Origin of the sequence: Streptomyces sp. NPDC005494, assembly GCF_042872025.1 — a bacterium.
Lineage (GTDB): Bacteria > Actinomycetota > Actinomycetes > Streptomycetales > Streptomycetaceae > Streptomyces.
This window is the reverse complement of the sequence record NZ_JBIAJR010000006.1, coordinates 109546-127170: the sequence shown is the minus strand read 5'-3', so window position 1 is coordinate 127170 and position 17625 is coordinate 109546. Positions and strand designations below refer to the sequence as shown.

Sequence of the window (17625 nt, the reverse complement as noted above, 5' to 3'; positions counted from 1 at the left end):
CTCGCGCCCCGGTTCCGTGTCGGGCGGTGGCGTGGGCAGGTCCTTCGGCGCCCCCGGTTGACGGCCGTGCGGTGGCGCGGGCAGGTCCACCCTCGTCCTGGAGCTCGCACGGAGTAGCCTCGCGGCCATGTATGCGATCACGATCCCCGAACCAGGCGGCCCCGAAGCGCTCGTATGGGCCGAGGTCCCCGATCCTGTACCTGGCGAGGGTGAAGTCCTCGTCGAGGTCGTGTCCAGCGCGGTCAACCGTGCCGATGTCCTCCAACGGCAGGGCTTCTACAACCCGCCCCCCGGCGCCTCGCCCTACCCCGGTCTGGAGTGCGCCGGCCGGATCACCGGGCTCGGCCCCGGGGTGACCGGGTGGTCTGTCGGCGACGAGGTGTGCGGGCTGCTGGCAGGTGGCGGCTACGCGGAGAAGGTCGCCGTACCGGCCGGACAGCTCCTGCCCGTACCCGAGGGTGTGGATCTGGCGGATGCCGCCGCGCTTCCCGAGGTGGCGGCGACGGTCTGGTCGAACGTCTTCATGGTGGCCCATCTGCGCCCCGGTGAGACCGTCCTCATCCACGGCGGTTCCAGTGGCATCGGCACGATGGCGATCCAGCTCGCCAAGGCCGTCGGAGCCCGCGTCGCGGTGACGGCGGGCGGCCCGGAGAAGCTGGCGCGCTGCCAGGAACTCGGCGCCGACATCCTCATCGACTACCGCGAGCAGGACTTCGTGGAAGAGCTGCGCCAGGCGACGGACGGCGCCGGTGCGGACGTCATCCTCGACATCGTCGGAGCGAAGTACCTGGACCGGAACGTCCGGGCCCTGGCCGTGAACGGACGGCTGGCGATCATCGGACTCCAGGGCGGAGCGAAGGGCGAACTGAATCTGAGCGCCCTGCTCAGCAAGCGGGCTGCGGTCACGGCCACGTCGCTGCGCGCCCGCCCGCTCGCGGAGAAGACCGCGATCATCGCAGCGGTACGGGAGCATGTCTGGCCGCTGATCGCCGGAGGCGTCGTCCGGCCGATCGTGGACCGCACGATGCCGATGGCGGAGGCGGGGGAAGCCCACCGGGTGATGGAGTCCAGCAGCCACATCGGCAAGATCCTCCTCATCGCGCCGAAGGCTGACACCCCGAAGGCCTGACACTCAGCGGGCTGAACCCGAAGGCCCTGGCACCCGCAGGCTGACACCCATCGGGCTGCCACCGAAGGACCCGACACCCGAAGGCCTGACACTCCCAGCGGGCTGACGCAGAGCAGCCCGAGCCGCCGGACCAGCCTGTCCGCCTGGCCCCGAGCCCCGAGCCCCGAGCCCCGAGCCCCGAGCCCCGAGCCCCGAGGCCCTGGGGCGGGGTGCCCGAGGCCCGGGGCCCGACCGCCCCACGACCGCACAGGGGCCCGGCACACGCCATGTGTGCCGGGCCCCTGGGGTGAGCGGTGGTCGGTGGCTCGGACCTACAGGTACGGGCCGGAGCGTGCCGGGCCGTGCGGATCCACCGCACCGTCCTCGTCCTCATGGCCGACGCCCGGAGGGAGGGCCCGGCGCATCTGCTCCAGCTGTGCGCGGGCCGCCATCTGCTGGGCGAAGAGAGCTGTCTGGATTCCGTGGAAGAGCCCTTCCAGCCATCCGACCAACTGGGCCTGAGCGATCCTCAGCTCGGCCTCGGAGGGCACGGACTCCTCGGTGAACGGCAGCGAGAGCCGCTCCAGCTCCTGCACGAGCTCGGGAGCCAGGCCGTCCTCCAGCTCCTTCACCGAACTCGCGTGGATCTCCTTGAGGCGGACGCGGCTCGCCTCGTCGAGAGGTGCCGCCCTGACCTCCTCGAGAAGCTGCTTGATCATGCTGCCGATGCGCATGACCTTCGCGGGCTGTTCGACCATCTCCGTCACCGGGACCTCGCGCGAGTCGTCGTCACCGCCACCGCCGCCGATAGCCATTCCGTCCTGTCCCACTACGAGGACTTGGGGGTGCTCCTGCGACCGTTCATTCCTCGGCATCTCCATGACGCCATTGTCTCGCACACGGGCCTCCCCACATGGTGGTGCCCCCGGTAAGGGATGATCACCCCTCTCCGGAGGCACCAGGCCGTCCGATCAGCCGCTGCCGGTCACCCCGCGCGCCGCGCCAGGGCCTGACGCGACCCGGCGAACGCCGCGGCCAGCAACCCGGCGACCAGGGGTACGACCACCGCCAGCAGCCCGATCGTCTCCCAGGGCAGCACGACAGGGGTGTACGCGGAGTCCATGGGCTGCTCCCGCATGGCAGCCATCGCCTCGCGCAGGTCGACCAGACGCAGCGCCACCGCGGGCACGATCCCGGCCGCCGTGCCGAGCAGGACGCCCGTGAGCGCCACCACCACGCACTGGAATCCGGAGAGCGAGCGCCGCACCCCCGGGGGCGCGCCCACCGCGCTGAGCGTGGTGAGGTCGGCCTCGGCGTCGGCCTTGGCGAGCCCGGTGGTGATGGCGGCGGCACCCACCGTCACCACTCCCGCGAACAGGGCGAGGATCAGCAGGATCACATCCTCGTCCCGCGACCGGGGCCCTTCCGCCGTCTGGAGGTGCACCCCGTCCCCGGCCTGGGCGAACGCGGCCGACATCGTCTGCTGCTGCGCTTCTGTGGGCGTGTGCGAAACGGGGAAGACGCTGGCGTAGTCCTCCGTGTGCAGGCCCAGGCGCTTCGCCGCGCTCTGCGGAAGGATCATGCGGATCCCGGGTGTGGCGGCGTACTCCGCCGGCGCGACGTACACCTTCAGCCGGTCCGTCGTGGTCCTGGCCTTGCCCGGGTGCAGCTCCCGGTTCTTCTTGTCCCGGGGGTTGTACCTGTGCACGGCCTTCAGGGTGACCTGGCCGTTCCGCGCGTAGGCGGAGTTGAGCAGTACGGGGGTTCCGGCCGCCAGCGCCTCGGCGGCCGCGGGATCGTCGAGCTTCACGTACGAACCGAGCAGTGAGGCGTCGCCGACGACGATGTGACTCTCGTTCGTGTAGAAGGCCGCCGCGCTGATGTGTTCGTCGATGCAGGCGGGGGTGCGCATCAGTTTCTGGTGCGCCTCGGCGGAGAGCTTCTCGGCGAGCCTTCCGGCGCCCGCGCCCTGGAGCGGGCAGCTGTGCCCCTCACCGGTGGGCTTGACCAGGGTGAGCGTGCCGCAGCCGTTCTCCTCCTCGTAGTAGACCCCGCAGTCGGAGCCGGCCCAGACCCGTGCGATGTCGGCGCGGCCGCCGCTCAGCGCCAGGTGCTGTCGTGCCGCCGCCCTCGCGTGGCCCAGCTGGTCGACGGCCGACGGACTGCCGGCCACGAGCGCGGCGGTGCCGGGGGTGAGCGTGGGGATGTGGTCGTAGGTGTGCTCAGCCATCACGCTGCTCGTGTACGTCGCGATGGCGACAGTGCCCGCGACCGCCGCCATCACGGCGGCGACGGCCGGAGCCGTGCGTCCCCGGTTGCGGGCGGCGTCACGCAGCGCCATCCGCGGGGAGAGCGGCAGCCGCGCCCCGAGCCGGCCGAGGAAGCCGACGATGACCGGGATGCAGGCGAGCACTCCCAGCTCGGCGACGACCGAGCCACCGGCGACCAGCGTCGTGTCGCCCTCGGTGCCGCCGAACACGGCGACGGCCACCCCGCCCGCCATGACCACACAGCCCACGACCGGCAGGACACGGGAGCTCCGCCGCGTCCCCCGCCGGCCGGTCAGCGACTCCAGGACGGACTGGCGCCCGGCCACGAGCGCCGGGGCCAGCGCCGCGAGGACACCCGTGACGAGGCCGATCACGGCGATCGCCAGCACCTCCCACAGCCGGATCTCCAGCTCCCCGAACCGGGATCCGGTCCAGTCCTCGATCAGCGGACGGAACAGGACCGTGAGCGCGAGGCCCGCGACCACACCGGCCACCGCGCCCGCGGCCCCGAGCACCACGCCTCCGGCCAGGACCACCGCCCGTACCTGGCTCCGGTCGCCTCCGCAGACACCCAGGAGCCCGAGCTGGCGGCGCGAGCGCCGGGCGCCGACGGCGAACGCCGGGCCGGCCAGCAGCACGATCTCCAGGACCGCCATGGCGACGACCGTCACGACCGCGGCGCCGAGTTCCGCCGAACCGTCGCCGTAGTCGTAGGCGGGGGCGAGGCGGGTGGCGTAGGGGACCTCGGAGTCCGGTGGCGGGTCGAGGACCACCTGACGGGACAGCACGAGGAGGCCCATCCGGTTGGCCACGAGGACGTCCGACCAGCGGATACCCGTCCCGGCCGGCCCGTCGACCAGCCACTTCGGGTCGTCCGGGCGGGGTGGTGCGATCCTCGGGTCGCCTTGGGCCGCCTTCTTCCACGGCGCGACGACGGTGCCCGGATCGGCGTAGAGGGCCTTCCTGCCGAGATCGGCGGGCAGCTCCACGCTGCCGGTGATCGTGTACGTCAGCCCCGGGCCCCGCAGTGTCGTACGCGATCCGATGTGGAGTCCCGTGGACGCCAGGAAGGGCTCGGTGGCGACGACCTCGTCGTCGCGGGCCGGGTAGGCGCCGTCGACCAGTTCGAGCTTGCCGCGCACGGCGGGGGCGGAGGTGCGCAGCTCGACGATCTCGGTGTCGGTGATGCCGTGCCGGGTGGTGACGGCCGCGGGCACGGACTGCTCGGTGAGGTACGTCGAGCCCTTCGGCAGAGCGCCCCGCACGTCGACGGCCTCCGGGGCGCCGTCCGGGGGCACCGGTCCCCCGGGCGCGGTCTCCCAGAGCGTGCGGTCCGGCAGCTGTTCCACCGGTACGCGCCCGGCTCCCGCAGTGCTGAACACCGCGTCCGCCGCCCCCATCTCCGCCGTCAGCTCCTCGGCGGCCGTGGACGTGGAGCTGCGGTACGTGACGTCCGCCGCGGTCACCCCGAGCACGGGCAGGGCGATCATCGCGACGACGAGCGCGCTGCGGCCCTTGGCGCGCAGGGCGTCACGCCGGGCGATCCGGAGGGCGGCTCGCCACCCCGTCAGGACGCTCACCGGGCACCCTCGGCGGTCAGGAGCGAGTCGGCGCCCGACGACAGCGTCTGGTCGACGATGGAGCCGTCCCTGAGGAAGACGACCCGGTCGGCCCATGCGGCGTACCGGGGCTCGTGGGTCACCATGACCCCGGCCGCGCCCCGGTCGCAGCGGTTGCGAAGGAGGGCGAGGACGGCTTCGCCGGTCTCGGAGTCGAGCGCACCGGTCGGCTCGTCGGCGAGCACCAGACGCCGGTCACCGATGAGGGCGCGGGCGATGGCGACGCGCTGCTGCTGGCCACCGGACATCTCGTCGGGGAAACGGTCGGCGATCTCGGAGAGGCGCATCTCCTCCAGCGCTGCGAGGGCCTCCCTGCGGGCCTTGCGCACGGGTACGCCGTCGAGCTCGCGCGGCAGGGCGATGTTCTCCGCGGCGGTGAGGGCCGGGATCAGGTTGTAGTCCTGGAACACATAGCCGACGCTGCGCCGGCGCAGGGCCGCGACGTCCTTGTGGCCGAGCGCGGAGATGTCCTGGCCCTCGATGACGACCTGGCCGCTGCTCGCGGTGTCGAGACCGCCGGCCAGGGTCAGGAGGGTGGACTTGCCGGACCCGGACGGGCCCATGACGGCCACGAGTTCCCCGGCGTGCACGGAGAGGCTGACGCCGCGCAAAGCGTGCACCTCGGCGATGCCGGAGCCGTGGGTGCGCGTGAGCGCCCGCAGTTCCAGGACGGGCGTGCCCCCGGGCACGGCGACGGGCGGGGAGGAGACGGATGAGGGCATGGCGGCGTGTTCCCCCTAGGAACGACGGACGACGAGCGGGACGTGACGTACGGGAGGTGGAGGCGCAGGCAACGGCGGAGTCGGCGGCAGAGTCAGAGGAGGCGGCGGCGGCCAGGCAGGTCGGCGCCGGAGCCGGTCAGCGCCGGAGCCGGGACCGGCTCCTGTCGGCACGGGAGGCACCGCGACCGGCGCCCGGACCGGAGGCCGTGCTCGATCCGTCGCCCGGCGCGGCGCCCGACCCTGCGCCCGGTCCCGGTCCCGGACCCGGCTGCGATCCGGACGAGGGCTCGGTGGCGGCGGCTGCGGCCAGCCGGACGAGACGGGACTCGCAGTGGTCCAGCCAGCGGGCCTCGGCCTCGGCCTGGAAGATCAGCTGCTCCACGACGAGCAGCCAGGCGACCTCGTCGCGGTCGGTGGGTACATCGGCCAGGGCCTGGGCCTTCAGCCGGGTGTAGTCCTGCATCGCCCTCAGCGTGTGGCTCCGCTGGGCCTGAATGACGGCCCGGATGTCGACGCCAGGAGCCCCGACCGCCATCGCGAGCTTGATCGCCAGCTCGTCACGCGGAGGGCTGGTGCGGTCGACGGGCGTCTCGAACCAGCTGCGCAGCTCGTCGCGGCCGCCGTCGGTGATCGAGTAGAGCGCGTGTCCGGCGTCGTCCTCGCCGTCCTGGGCGACCAGTCCGTCGCGTTCCAGGCGATTGAGCGTCGTATAGACCTGCCCGACGTTCAGCGGCCAGGTGGAACCGGTGCGGGACTCGAATTCGGTCCGGAGCTGGGAGCCGTACCGAGGCCCTCGCTCCAGGAGGGCCAGCAGGCCGTGACGGATCGACATACTGAGTATGTATACCCAGTATGTTGGTCGACGCAAGCTCCGCCGGTCCGGGCCGGTGACGGCTACGGGCCCTCGCGGGGTCAGTTGGCGCGGCGCATGCGGAACGCGAGAAACGCCAGCCCCAGGCCGACCAAGGTGATTCCGGTACCCAGTGACACGTCGCGCACCTGGCGAACGGCGGGCTCGTCCAGTGCCTGCCGCTGCCGCGTCTCGCCCGGTTCGGGGAAGGCGCCGGGCGGGGGCGTGAAGGGGGGCACCGCACCGGGATCCGCCTCGGGATCCGCCTCGGGGGGCTCCTCGTCGGCCGCGGCCTCGGACTCCGCGAGCTCCAGCGGCGACAGGGACCGGCCCGGCCGGGCCCGGCCCTCCCCGGCCGGCCGCCCGGCCATGGACGGCTCCCCGGCGGAGGGGCTCTTTCCGCCGGAAGAGCCGACATCGCCGGAAGAGCCGGCATCGGGGGAGGGTGATTCGGAATGTGCCGTGGCCGCCGACAGGGCCGAACGTGGGGAGGCGGCCCCGGCGCCCTCGCCGTGCGCCCAGGTGACGGGGCCGAACGCGACTCCGGCCGCCGTCACGAGGCAGACCACGCACCGTGACGACCGTGAAGCCGGGAGTCCTGGAGGCATGGAATCAGCGTCACATGCCCGAATTTGTCCGGCATCCTGGGTGCGGCCGACCGCTGGACGTCGAGCGGCTTCAGGCGGCGCGCAGGGCCCGGTCGCCCCGCCCGGAACCCCGCGGACCGTCGAGCCGGCTCCGGACGGGATCACCGGCGGAGCCGGATCGGCCGGCCGAAGCCGCATCACCGGTCGAGCAGGACTGCCGGTCGAACCGATTTGCCGCCCAGGCCGGATCGTGGCTCGAACCGATTTGCCGCCCAGTCCGGATCGTCACTCGAACCGGATGCCGCTCAGTCCGGATCGTCGCCCGAACCGGACTGCCGCTCGGGCCGGATCCTCGCTCGAACCGGACTGCCGGTCAGGCCGGATCGCCGGTGGAGATCCTCAGCTCGAAGTGGGCGCCGTCCTCGGAAACCGCCGTGCCGGAGGACGGGAACTGGTCCACGACCTGACCCTCCGCGTACGTGTTTCCGGGCTCCTCGACTTCCTTGATCGTCCAACCAGCGGCCAGGGCACATTCCTTCACCGAAAGGATGTCCTTGTAGAGGAAGCTCGGAGCCTGGACCTTCGCCGGGTCGTCCGTGTCCTCCGTGGCGTCGGTGCAGTCCTCCGTGTCCATCGTCCGGTTCCGCTCGGGGGCCTTGTGCTCGCCGGCCACCGTGGTCTCGCCGGAGCCGGGGTCGTCGTTCTTGCCGGACGAGTCGTCGTCCATGTTCAGGAAGGTGACCAGACCGCCGATCGCGAGCAGGGCGACGACGATCGCACCGACCAGGACCGGCATGTTCCGCTTGGAGCCGCCGCCGCCCGCCCCGCCCGTGGTCTGGGGGGACATCGTGTACGGAGGAGGCGTCTGGTGCCCCAGAGGCCCCGGGGTTCCGTACGGCTGGGGCGCCTGCGGGTAGCCATATCCCGGCGTGGGCGCGGAAGTGGGCGCACCGTACGGACCAGGCTGGTGCTGCTGGTGGGGGTGGGGCGCGTACGGCGTCTGCACGCTCTGCGGCGCGGGCGTGCCCTGGTCGACGGGCGGGAAGACGGCGGAGCCGACACCCGAGCCGCTGTTCGCCGGGCTGACGCCGCCGACGATCGCCGGTGCGCCCGTGGGGCCGCTCGCGTTCAGCACGCGCGCGATCTCGTCCTGCATCGCCGCGGCGCTGGGGAAGCGCTCGTTCGGGTTCTTCTTGAGCGCGCGGGCGACGAGGGCGTCCATCGCGGGAGTGATCGAACGGTTGATGCTGGACGGGGCGACCGGCTCCTCCTGCACATGCGCGTACGCGATGGCGAGAGGCGAGTCCGCGTCGAACGGGATACGTCCCGTGAGCAGCTGGAAGAGCATGATGCCGACCGAGTACAGGTCGGAGCGCGCGTCGACGCCGCGGCCGAGCGCCTGCTCGGGGGAGAGGTACTGCGGGGTCCCGACGACCATGCCGGTCTGGGTCATCGACGTGACGCCCGACTGCATGGCGCGGGCGATGCCGAAGTCCATCACCTTGACGACGCCACGCTTGGTCATCATCACGTTGCCGGGCTTGATGTCGCGGTGGACCAGGCCCATCTCGTGGCTGGTCTCCAGGGCGGCCAGCACATCGGCCGTCACCTTGAGCGCCTTGTCGGCGGGCATCGCGCCGTACTGCTGGATGTCCGACTGGAGCACGGAGCCGAGCGGCTGCCCCTCGACGTACTCCATGACGATGTACGGCATCAGCGCGCCGCCGAGCTCGTCCTCGCCCGTGTCGAACACCGAGACGATGTTGGTGTGCTGGAGCTTGGCGACGGCCTGCGCCTCGCGCCGGAACCGCTCGCGGAAGGACTGCTCGCGCCCCAGCTCCGTGTGCAGCGTCTTGATGGCGACCTGGCGGTCGAGGGCCGTGTCGTAGGCGAGGTAGACGGATGCCATCCCGCCTTCGCCGAGCAGGTCGCGCAGCTGGTAGCGGCCGCCGGCCACGGAACCGCCCGCGTAGCGCCCCTGTGCGCCGTGTGCGCCGTCGTGGCTCATGACTTGCTCCCCCTCGGCGCCCGACGGACGCGATCATCCTTGTTACGGGCCAAGTCTGCCCGAGGGGTACGACACGTCAAGCCAGGTGCCCGTTCCGTGACCCTACGCACAAGAAGCGTCTCGGAAGCGTTACAGGAACCGCATGGAATTTGCGCGAGCGGCGCGCCAGCCGATTGGATGGCCCGTCACTCTGTGAACCGGCGCGTCGCACGGAGGCTGTAGCGTGACGTGGCAATGCAGCAAGGCACCGTGAGAACCCGCGGACGCGCGGACAGAAACGACGGCGAGGACTGATGGCACCCGAATCCGAAGCAAACGGCGGCGGAGTTTCGGATGGCACCGACTCCTGGGGCGTCGGAGGTGTGGTCGGGGACGGCCGGTACCGCATGACGCACCGGCTCGGCCGCGGCGGCATGGCCGAGGTCTACGCCGCGGAGGACGTCCGTCTGGGCCGCACGGTCGCGGTGAAGCTGCTCCGCTCCGATCTCGCCGAGGACCCGGTCTCCAAGGCGCGCTTCACGCGTGAGGCGCAGTCGGTCGCGGGGCTCAACCACCACGCGATCGTCGCCGTGTACGACTCCGGCGAGGACGTCGTGGGCGGGGCGACCGTGCCCTACATCGTGATGGAGCTCGTCGAGGGCAACACCATCAGGGACCTCCTGCTCGAGGCCGAGGCCCCGCCGCCCGAGCAGGCGCTGATCATCGTCTCGGGCGTCCTGGAAGCCCTGGCGTACTCCCACCAGCACGGCATCGTGCACCGTGACATCAAGCCGGCGAACGTGATCATCACGCACTCCGGCGCGGTCAAGGTGATGGACTTCGGCATCGCCCGCGCGCTGCACGGCGCGCAGTCGACGATGACGCAGACCGGCATGGTCATGGGCACGCCGCAGTACCTCTCCCCCGAACAGGCCCTCGGCAAGGCGGTCGACCACCGCTCCGACCTGTACGCCACCGGCTGCCTGCTCTACGAACTGCTCGCCCTGCGGCCTCCGTTCACCGGTGAGACCCCTCTCTCGGTGGTGTATCAGCACGTCCAGGACATCCCGGTCCCGCCCTCGGACGTCGCCGGTTCCGTCCCGCCGGAGCTGGACGGCCTGGTGATGCGGTCTCTCGCGAAGGACCCGGACGACCGGTTCCAGAGCGCCGAGGAGATGCGCGGCCTCGTCCAGTACAGCCTGCAGATGCTCCAGGTACAGGGCGGCCACACGGGCACGTGGAACACCGGCCCGGTCGAGACGCACGGCGGCGACCGCACGGCCGCGATGAACATCGGCGGCGGCACGGCGGCCATGGGGCGCCCGATGCACGGGGACACCTCGCAGGGGCCGATCCTGCCGCCCATGAACCCCGACGACGGGGCGTACGCCGGCGGTCACCACAACGGGGGCGGCCGCGGCAAGATGTGGCTGTTCGTGCTCCTTGCGCTGATCGCGATCGGCGCGGGTGTGGCGTTCGCCGTCCAGGCGGCGAACGACGGCGGCGGCACCAAGAAGTCCCCGACCGCGCCCTCCACCTCGGTGAGCCCCTCGCCGACCCCTTCGTCGGCGGAGCCGACGGACGAGGAGACGAAGGAGACCGAGGAGCCGGACAGTTCCTCGGGTGGCCAGACGTGGCCCACCGACGACCCGACGTGGACCCCGACGCAGGAGCCGACCGAGCCCACGGAGAAGCCGTCGGAGACTCCCACGTCACCCGACCCGGGCACCAGCGACGGCGGGACGACGACGGACGGCGGAACCGGCGACGACGGCGGGACCACCGAGGGTGGTGGCGACGACGGCGGCACCGGTGACGACACCGGAGGCACGACGACCGAGGGCACCACGACCGGTACGTCGGCCGGGGCCGCGGCCGGATCCGCTGCCGGGGCCGCCGGCACCACCGCGGGCTGAGGGAAGCCACCACCGGGACACGAGGGCGCCCCTCACCCGGCGCCCCTCACCCGGTGAACGCCTCGCCGACCGCCTCGTACTCACGCGTCCACCACACCGCCAGGGCCGACACCGCAGGGAACTGCGGGTCGGCCCTGCGGTCGTGGAAGCGGTAGCGCCAGCTCAGTATCCAGAAGTCGTTGAGGCGTTCCCACCACACCCGGTGCACAGCGGCCGCCATCTCCGCCGCGCCCGCGCCGGCCGAGCGTCGGTACGCGCGGGCGTACGCCCGCACCTTCTCCAGCGCCAGCTTCCCGTCCGGGCGGACGAAGAAGATGGCCGCAGCACGTACGGCCTCCTCCGCGCGCGGCTGCACGTCGAGCCGGTCCCAGTCCACGATCGCGACTGGGTCGGCGCCCCGGTAGAGCAGGTTGAGCGGGTGGAAGTCGCCGTGCACCCAGCCTCTGGCCGCCCCGCCGGGAGTGGGCGGACGCCGGTGCGCGTGCCGCTCCAGCAGGGCGCGCCGCTCGACGAGACGGTGCACGGCGAGCTCGTCGAACGCATCCCTCGGCCCCATGCCCCGCGCTGCCGTCAGCAGTTCGTCGATCAGCGTGAACGTCTCGGCGGGGTCGGGGCTGGTGCTCTGCCCCCGCCGTACCGGAGGCGGCGAGTCCGCCTCCATGACCTGGTCCAGGCCCATGTGCACGGTCCCGAGGAGCGCCCCGAGCCGCCGCGACTGGGCGGTCGTGAGCTGAGTGCCGTCCCGGTGGAGGCCGTCCACCCATTGGTGCAGGGCGTAGCGCTGCCCGTCGATGACCGTCACCGTGTGACCCTGTGTGTCCGCGAGGGGCGGGGCGACCGGCACGCCGAGGGAGTGCAGCTGCTGGGTGGCCCGGTGCTGCCGGACGATCGTGGCGTGGTCGCCGCTGGCGTCGTCCAGGTGGTGCTTGTCGAGGTGGTGCTTGAGGAAGTACGACCCGCGGGTGGTGGACACGCGGTAACCGTGGTTGAGCAGGCCCTTGGTGAGGGGCTCGCAGGCCAGGGGTTCACCGGCGTCCGGGTAGCGGCGCATGACCTCGCCGACCGGAGGAACAGGTGGGAGGGTCACAGATGAGCGCAGCACTCGCCACATGTTAGGTGACGCTGTGTGTCCGCCCTGACGGAGTTGCGTCGAAGGCCAGAGTGTGCATGTGCGCGACGTGCGGATCGAGCCGGAGGTACACGGGATCGAAGTGCTCCCCGTTCACTTCGGCGGGGCCGGTCCCGAAGCGTTCGCGCTGGTCGGGGGCGGGGCGGACGATCTCGGCGGGCCCCGTGAACTGCACCGACCAGAGGTCCTGGACGGCGCCGGAGGCCGGGGAGTTGAAGTTGTCCGCCCCGTAGGCGATGACGCTTCCGTCGCAGGACTCGTGGAAGCCGAGCCCCCGGTGCATCCGCAGGACCACCCGCCCTTCGATCACCAGGTGCCGGGCCACCGCCAGGAACGGCAGGGCGCGCATGCTCATCGCCAGCCGGCCGTAGCGGACGCTCCCGAGCAGCTCCATGGCACGGGAGGTGTCCGAGCTGGAGGTCGCGGAGGGGCCCGCGTGGCGGGAGCGGCCCGACGCGCCGGGTCCGGCGCCGTGGGAGCCACCTGACACGCCGGGTCCGGCGCCGTGGGAGCCACCTGGCACGCCGGGACCGGCCCCGGCGGCGGAGCTCGCGGTGACGGAGGTGCCGGTGCGGCCCGAGGTGTCGGAGGGGCGGGAGGAAAGCATGCTTCCCACTGTCCGCGACGTGTAGGGGCCGGGTAAGAGTCCGCCGCCCCGGACGGGCCGGGACCAAGGTCCCGGACGGAGCACGGGCCGTCAGCGCTTCTCGGCCTGAGGCCTCGCCACGTAAGCCGCCGCCTGCGAGCGCCGGGCCGTCAGCGCTTCTCGGCCTGAGGCCTCGCCACGTAAGCCGCCGCCTGCGAGCGCCGGGCGGTCAGCGCTTCTCGGCCTGAAGCCTCGCCACGTACGCCGCCGCCTGCGAGCGCCGCTCCATGCCCAGCTTGGCGAGCAGGCTGGAGACGTAGTTCTTGATGGTCTTCTCCGCGAGATGCAGCCGCTCGCCGATCACGCGGTTCGTCAGACCCTCACCGATCAGATCGAGGATCTTGCGCTCCTGGTCGGTCAGACTCGCGAGCCGCTCGTCGCCCTTGCCGTCCTTGCCCTCACGCAGCCGCTCCAGTACGCGGGCGGTGGCCGCGGGGTCCAGCAGGGACTTCCCGGCCGCCACGTCCCGTACGGCACTGAGCAGTTCGTTGCCGCGGATCGCCTTCAGGACGTATCCCGAGGCCCCGGCCATGATCGCGTCGAAGAGGGCCTCGTCGTCGGCGTACGAGGTGAGCATCAGGCACTTGATGTTCTCGTCCCGCGAGCGCACCTCGCGGCAGACCTCCACCCCGCTGCCGTCCGGCAGGCGCACGTCGAGGACGGCGACATCGGGCCGGGTCGCCGGAATGCGCGCGAGCGCGTCCGCCGCCGTGCCGGCCTCGCCCACGACCTCGATGTCCTCCTCGACGGAGAGCAGCTCATGGACGCCACGCCGGACGACTTCGTGATCATCGAGCAGGAATACCGTGATTTTTCCTTCTTCGCGCACATTCGCAGTCTCACACACTCGCTGGTCGTCCGCCCTTCCCTGGGGCTGTCGGCCGGGATAACGTGCCGTTGTTCCGGCCGCCTGCCAGGCTGTTGCCAGTGCTGTGACCAGCAGGAGTTCACGAATTTTGCGATTTACTTGGAAATCCAAGCAAAATCGCAGGTCACAAGGTGTTTCGCAGTTATGCGATGCACTGGGTAACGTGCTTATGGCAGGACGCTCGCCGGGGCACCTGTCACGCCTGTTCCCGGCCGAGCGGCACCCACCCCGTGCACGGGTCCGGACACAGGCGAGCCGCACTGGTTCCCGGCCATCCCGGGGGCCGGACCGACGGAGGAGCACGCACGTGACCGTGGAGAGCACTGCCGCGCGCAAACCGCGACGCAGCAGCAAGCGGACCAGCGCCGCGAAGACGCCCGCGAAGACGACGGAGGGTTCCGGCCCGCAGCTGGTGCAGCTGCTGACGCCGGAGGGCGACCGCGTCGAGCACCCGGACTACGAGATCGACCTGAGCGCGGACGAGCTCCGCGGTCTCTACCGGGACATGGTCCTGACCCGGCGGTTCGACGCCGAGGCGACCGCGTTGCAACGTCAGGGTGAGCTGGGCCTGTGGGCCTCCCTGCTGGGCCAGGAGGCCGCGCAGATCGGCTCCGGCCGTGCACTGCGCGACGACGACTACGTCTTCCCGACCTACCGGGAGCACGGCGTGGCCTGGTGCCGGGGCGTCGACCCGACCAATCTGCTCGGCATGTTCCGAGGCGTGAACCACGGCGGCTGGGACCCGAGCACCAACAACTTCCACCTGTACACGATCGTCATCGGCTCGCAGACCCTGCACGCCGCCGGCTACGCCATGGGCGTCGCCAAGGACGGCGCGGACTCGGCGGTGATCGCGTACTTCGGTGACGGCGCGTCCAGCCAGGGCGACGTCGCGGAGGCCTTCACCTTCTCCGCCGTGTACAACGCCCCCGTCGTGTTCTTCTGCCAGAACAACCAGTGGGCGATCTCCGAACCGACCGAGAAGCAGATGCGCGTGCCGCTCTACCAGCGTGCGCAGGGCTTCGGCTTCCCCGGCGTCCGGGTCGACGGCAACGACGTCCTGGCCTGCCTGGCCGTCACCAGGTCGGCGCTGGAGCGTGCCCGGCGTGGTGAGGGGCCGACCCTCGTCGAGGCGTTCACCTACCGCATGGGTGCGCACACCACCTCCGACGACCCGACCAAGTACCGGGCGGACGAGGAGCGGGTGGCCTGGGAGGCCAAGGACCCGATCCTGCGGCTGCGCGCGTACATGGAGAAGCAGGACCTCGCCGACGCGGCCTACTTCACCGCGCTTGAGGAGGAGAGCGAGGCCCTCGGCAAGCGGGTCCGCGAAGCGGTACGGGCCATGCCCGACCCGGACCGGCTGGCGATCTTCGACCACGCCTACGCCGACGGCAACCCGCTGGTCGACGAGGAGCGCGCCCAGTTCGCCGCCTACCAGGCATCGTTCGCCGAGGAGGGCAACTAGCCATGGCCGTTGAGAAGATGTCCATCGCGAAGGCGCTCAACGAGTCGCTCCGCAAGGCACTGGAGACCGACCCGAAGGTCCTCGTCATGGGCGAGGACGTCGGCAAGCTCGGAGGGGTCTTCCGCATCACGGACGGGCTCCAGAAGGACTTCGGGGAAGGCCGGGTCATCGACACCCCGCTGGCCGAGTCCGGCATCGTCGGTACGGCGATCGGCCTGGCCCTGCGTGGCTACCGGCCCGTCGTCGAGATCCAGTTCGACGGATTCGTCTTCCCCGCGTACGACCAGATCGTCACGCAGCTCGCGAAGATGCACGCGCGCGCACTCGGCAAGATCAAGCTGCCGGTCGTCATCCGCATCCCGTACGGCGGCGGCATCGGTGCCGTCGAGCACCACAGCGAGTCGCCCGAGGCCCTGTTCGCGCACGTGGCCGGCCTGAAGGTCGTCTCGCCGTCCAACGCGGCCGACGCCTACTGGATGATGCAGCAGGCCGTCCAGAGCGACGATCCGATCATCTTCTTCGAGCCCAAGCGCCGGTACTGGGACAAGGGGGAGCTGGACACCGAGTCCATCCCTCTCCCGCTCCACAAGGCCGTCGTCGCACGTGAGGGGTCCGACCTCACGCTCGTCGCGTACGGCCCGATGGTGAAGGTCTGCCTGGAGGCGGCCGCCGCGGCGCAGGAGGAGGGCAAGTCGATCGAGGTCCTGGACCTGCGGTCGATGTCCCCGATCGACTTCGACGCCGTGCAGGCCTCGGTCGAGAAGACCGGCCGGCTCGTGGTCGTCCACGAGGCGCCGGTGTTCTACGGCTCCGGCGCCGAGATCGCGGCCCGGATCACCGAGCGCTGCTTCTACCACCTCGAAGCCCCGGTGCTGAGGGTCGGCGGCTATCACGCCCCCTACCCGCCCGCCCGGCTCGAGGACGAGTACCTTCCGGGTCTCGACCGGGTGCTCGACGCCGTCGACCGCTCGCTGGCGTTCTGAGGAGAGGGGTCGTGACGACGATGACCGAGACGTCTGCTCGTTTCCGCGAGTTCAAGATGCCCGATGTGGGCGAGGGACTGACCGAGGCGGAGATCCTCAAGTGGTTCGTCCAGCCCGGCGACACCGTCACCGACGGTCAGGTGGTGTGCGAGGTCGAGACCGCGAAGGCGGCCGTGGAGCTGCCGATCCCCTTCGACGGGGTGGTGCACGAGCTGCGCTTCCCCGAGGGCACCACCGTCGACGTGGGCGAAGTGATCATCGCGGTGGACGTGGCGCCCGGCAGCGGTGACGCTCCGGCCGCGACTGCGGAGACCGTCCAGCAGCCCGTTCCCGACGCCGAGCCGGAGGCCCCCAAGGGCCGCCAGCCGGTGCTGGTGGGCTACGGCGTGGCCGAGACCTCCACCAAGCGCCGGGCCCGCAAGGGGGTCGAGATCCCCGGCCCGGCCGCCGCGGCGGTGCAGGCGGAGATGAACGGCCACAGCGCGGCTATGCGGGAGGCCCGCCCGCTCGCGAAGCCGCCGGTGCGCAAGCTCGCGAAGGACCTGGGCATCGACCTCACCACGGTCACCCCGACCGGCGAGGGCGGCGTCATCACCCGTGAGGACGTCCACGCGGCGGCGGCCCCGGCCCCCGCCGAGGTCCCCGAGCAGGCCGCGGCGCGGGCCGTGACCGCCGAGCCCGTCGCCGTGCCCGCGAGCACGGACGGGCGGGAGACCCGCATCCCCGTCAAGGGAGTGCGCAAGGCCATCGCCCAGGCCATGGTCGGCAGTGCCTTCACGGCTCCGCACGTCACCGAGTTCGTCACCGTCGACGTGACGCGCACGATGAAGCTCGTGGCGGAGCTCAAGGAGGACAAGGACATGGCGGGGGTCCGGGTCAACCCGCTCCTGATCATCGCCAAGGCCCTCCTGGTCGCGATCAGGCGGAACCCGGGCATCAACGCCGCCTGGGACGAGGCCAACCAGGAGATCGTGCAGAAGCACTACGTCAACCTGGGTATCGCCGCCGCCACCCCGCGCGGTCTGATCGTGCCGAACATCAAGGACGCGCACGCCAAGACCCTCCCCGAGCTGGGCGAGGCACTGGGCGAGCTGGTCTCCACGGCGCGTGAGGGCAGGACCTCCCCGGCCGCCATGGCCGGCGGGACGGTGACCATCACCAACGTCGGCGTCTTCGGCGTCGACACGGGTACGCCGATCCTCAACCCCGGGGAGTCCGCGATCCTGGCGGTCGGGTCGATCAAGCTCCAGCCGTGGGTGCACAAGGGCAAGGTGAAGCCCCGCCAGGTCACCACGCTGGCGCTGTCGTTCGACCACCGGCTCGTCGACGGAGAGCTCGGCTCCAAGGTGCTCGCGGACGTCGCGGCGGTCCTGGAGCAGCCGAAGCGCCTGATCACCTGGGCCTGACGGACAAAGGGTGCGGCCACCGGTCGGTGGCCGCACCCTTCTGTTCGTGTCCAGCTGTCCGTGTCC

Annotated in this window: 14 protein-coding genes; 5 read left to right on the top strand and 9 right to left on the bottom strand. The window is 71.6% G+C overall.

The features are described from left to right. Positions 1–127: 127 nt before the first annotated feature. Positions 128–1129 (top strand): NAD(P)H-quinone oxidoreductase, encoded by a 1002-nt coding sequence (locus tag ACFYQ6_RS19170; protein WP_361579083.1) that lies wholly within the window; start codon positions 128–130, stop codon positions 1127–1129. Positions 1130–1440: 311 nt separating this feature from the next. On the opposite strand, the gene ACFYQ6_RS19165 is transcribed toward ACFYQ6_RS19170, so the two are convergent. From ACFYQ6_RS19165 to ACFYQ6_RS19140, 6 genes are all read right to left on the bottom strand, one after another. Next, complete coding sequence (locus ACFYQ6_RS19165; RefSeq protein ID WP_361579081.1) at positions 1441–1989, bottom strand: bacterial proteasome activator family protein; 549 nt, start codon at positions 1987–1989, stop codon at positions 1441–1443. Positions 1990–2093: 104 nt separating this feature from the next. Next, positions 2094–4958, bottom strand: coding sequence for an FtsX-like permease family protein (locus tag ACFYQ6_RS19160; protein WP_361579079.1), 2865 nt, complete (start codon positions 4956–4958; stop codon positions 2094–2096). Further along, entirely contained in the window at positions 4955–5719 is a 765-nt protein-coding gene (locus ACFYQ6_RS19155) for an ABC transporter ATP-binding protein (protein WP_361579077.1), read from the bottom strand. The genes ACFYQ6_RS19160 and ACFYQ6_RS19155 overlap by 4 nt, the downstream gene beginning before the upstream one ends. 136 nt (positions 5720–5855) lie before the next feature. Continuing rightward, a complete protein-coding gene (locus tag ACFYQ6_RS19150) occupies positions 5856–6551 on the bottom strand; it encodes a PadR family transcriptional regulator (protein ID WP_361579076.1) in 696 nt (231 codons plus the stop codon). A gap of 80 nt (positions 6552–6631) precedes the next feature. Then, the gene (locus ACFYQ6_RS19145) at positions 6632–6940 is read right to left on the bottom strand and encodes a hypothetical protein (protein ID WP_361579074.1); all 309 of its coding nucleotides are present in this window, start codon (positions 6938–6940) and stop codon (positions 6632–6634) included. A 589-nt stretch (positions 6941–7529) separates the two neighbouring features. Beyond that, complete coding sequence (locus ACFYQ6_RS19140) at positions 7530–9164, bottom strand: protein kinase (RefSeq protein WP_361579072.1); 1635 nt, start codon at positions 9162–9164, stop codon at positions 7530–7532. Positions 9165–9457: 293 nt separating this feature from the next. Here ACFYQ6_RS19140 and ACFYQ6_RS19135 point away from each other — a divergent pair, with 293 nt between their 5' ends. Continuing rightward, on the top strand, positions 9458–11059 hold the full coding sequence (locus ACFYQ6_RS19135; RefSeq protein WP_361579070.1) for a protein kinase: 1602 nt from the start codon (positions 9458–9460) through the stop codon (positions 11057–11059). 46 nt (positions 11060–11105) lie between these two features. Here the strand turns inward: ACFYQ6_RS19135 and ACFYQ6_RS19130 are convergent, their stop codons facing one another. The 3 genes from ACFYQ6_RS19130 to ACFYQ6_RS19120 all read right to left on the bottom strand — a co-directional run bounded on the left by ACFYQ6_RS19130 (position 11106) and on the right by ACFYQ6_RS19120 (position 13663). Continuing rightward, the gene (locus ACFYQ6_RS19130) at positions 11106–12170 is read right to left on the bottom strand and encodes a phosphotransferase (protein WP_361579068.1); all 1065 of its coding nucleotides are present in this window, start codon (positions 12168–12170) and stop codon (positions 11106–11108) included. Position 12171: 1 nt separating this feature from the next. After that, positions 12172–12795, bottom strand: coding sequence for a pyridoxamine 5'-phosphate oxidase family protein (locus tag ACFYQ6_RS19125; protein WP_388763926.1), 624 nt, complete (start codon positions 12793–12795; stop codon positions 12172–12174). Positions 12796–13003: 208 nt separating this feature from the next. After that, positions 13004–13663: a response regulator transcription factor gene (locus ACFYQ6_RS19120; RefSeq protein ID WP_361579066.1), complete on the bottom strand. Its 660-nt coding sequence runs from the start codon at positions 13661–13663 to the stop codon at positions 13004–13006. A gap of 346 nt (positions 13664–14009) precedes the next feature. On the opposite strand from ACFYQ6_RS19120, the gene pdhA reads away from it, so the two are divergent. From pdhA to ACFYQ6_RS19105, 3 genes are read left to right on the top strand one after another with little or no spacing between them, the layout of a single operon-like run. Then, entirely contained in the window at positions 14010–15170 is a 1161-nt protein-coding gene (gene pdhA / locus ACFYQ6_RS19115; RefSeq protein ID WP_361579064.1) for a pyruvate dehydrogenase (acetyl-transferring) E1 component subunit alpha, read from the top strand. Between the two features lie 2 nt (positions 15171–15172). After that, the gene (locus ACFYQ6_RS19110; RefSeq protein WP_361579062.1) at positions 15173–16153 is read left to right on the top strand and encodes an alpha-ketoacid dehydrogenase subunit beta; all 981 of its coding nucleotides are present in this window, start codon (positions 15173–15175) and stop codon (positions 16151–16153) included. An 11-nt stretch (positions 16154–16164) separates the two neighbouring features. Next, a complete protein-coding gene (locus ACFYQ6_RS19105; RefSeq protein ID WP_388763923.1) occupies positions 16165–17559 on the top strand; it encodes a dihydrolipoamide acetyltransferase family protein in 1395 nt (464 codons plus the stop codon). Positions 17560–17625 lie beyond the last annotated feature (66 nt).

Bases quoted from the DNA above. Each gene is read 5' to 3' on its own strand.
- ACFYQ6_RS19170 (WP_361579083.1), top strand. From the start codon at position 128: ATGTATGCGATCACGATCCCCGAACCAGGCGGCCCCGAAGCGCTCGTA.
- ACFYQ6_RS19165 (WP_361579081.1), bottom strand. From the start codon at position 1,989: ATGGAGATGCCGAGGAATGAACGGTCGCAGGAGCACCCCCAAGTCCTC.
- ACFYQ6_RS19155 (WP_361579077.1), bottom strand. From the start codon at position 5,719: ATGCCCTCATCCGTCTCCTCCCCGCCCGTCGCCGTGCCCGGGGGCACG.
- ACFYQ6_RS19150 (WP_361579076.1), bottom strand. From the start codon at position 6,551: ATGTCGATCCGTCACGGCCTGCTGGCCCTCCTGGAGCGAGGGCCTCGG.
- ACFYQ6_RS19145 (WP_361579074.1), bottom strand. From the start codon at position 6,940: ATGGCCGGGCGGCCGGCCGGGGAGGGCCGGGCCCGGCCGGGCCGGTCC.
- ACFYQ6_RS19140 (WP_361579072.1), bottom strand. From the start codon at position 9,164: ATGAGCCACGACGGCGCACACGGCGCACAGGGGCGCTACGCGGGCGGT.
- ACFYQ6_RS19135 (WP_361579070.1), top strand. From the start codon at position 9,458: ATGGCACCCGAATCCGAAGCAAACGGCGGCGGAGTTTCGGATGGCACC.
- ACFYQ6_RS19130 (WP_361579068.1), bottom strand. From the start codon at position 12,170: ATGTGGCGAGTGCTGCGCTCATCTGTGACCCTCCCACCTGTTCCTCCG.
- ACFYQ6_RS19125 (WP_388763926.1), bottom strand. From the start codon at position 12,795: ATGCTTTCCTCCCGCCCCTCCGACACCTCGGGCCGCACCGGCACCTCC.
- ACFYQ6_RS19110 (WP_361579062.1), top strand. From the start codon at position 15,173: ATGGCCGTTGAGAAGATGTCCATCGCGAAGGCGCTCAACGAGTCGCTC.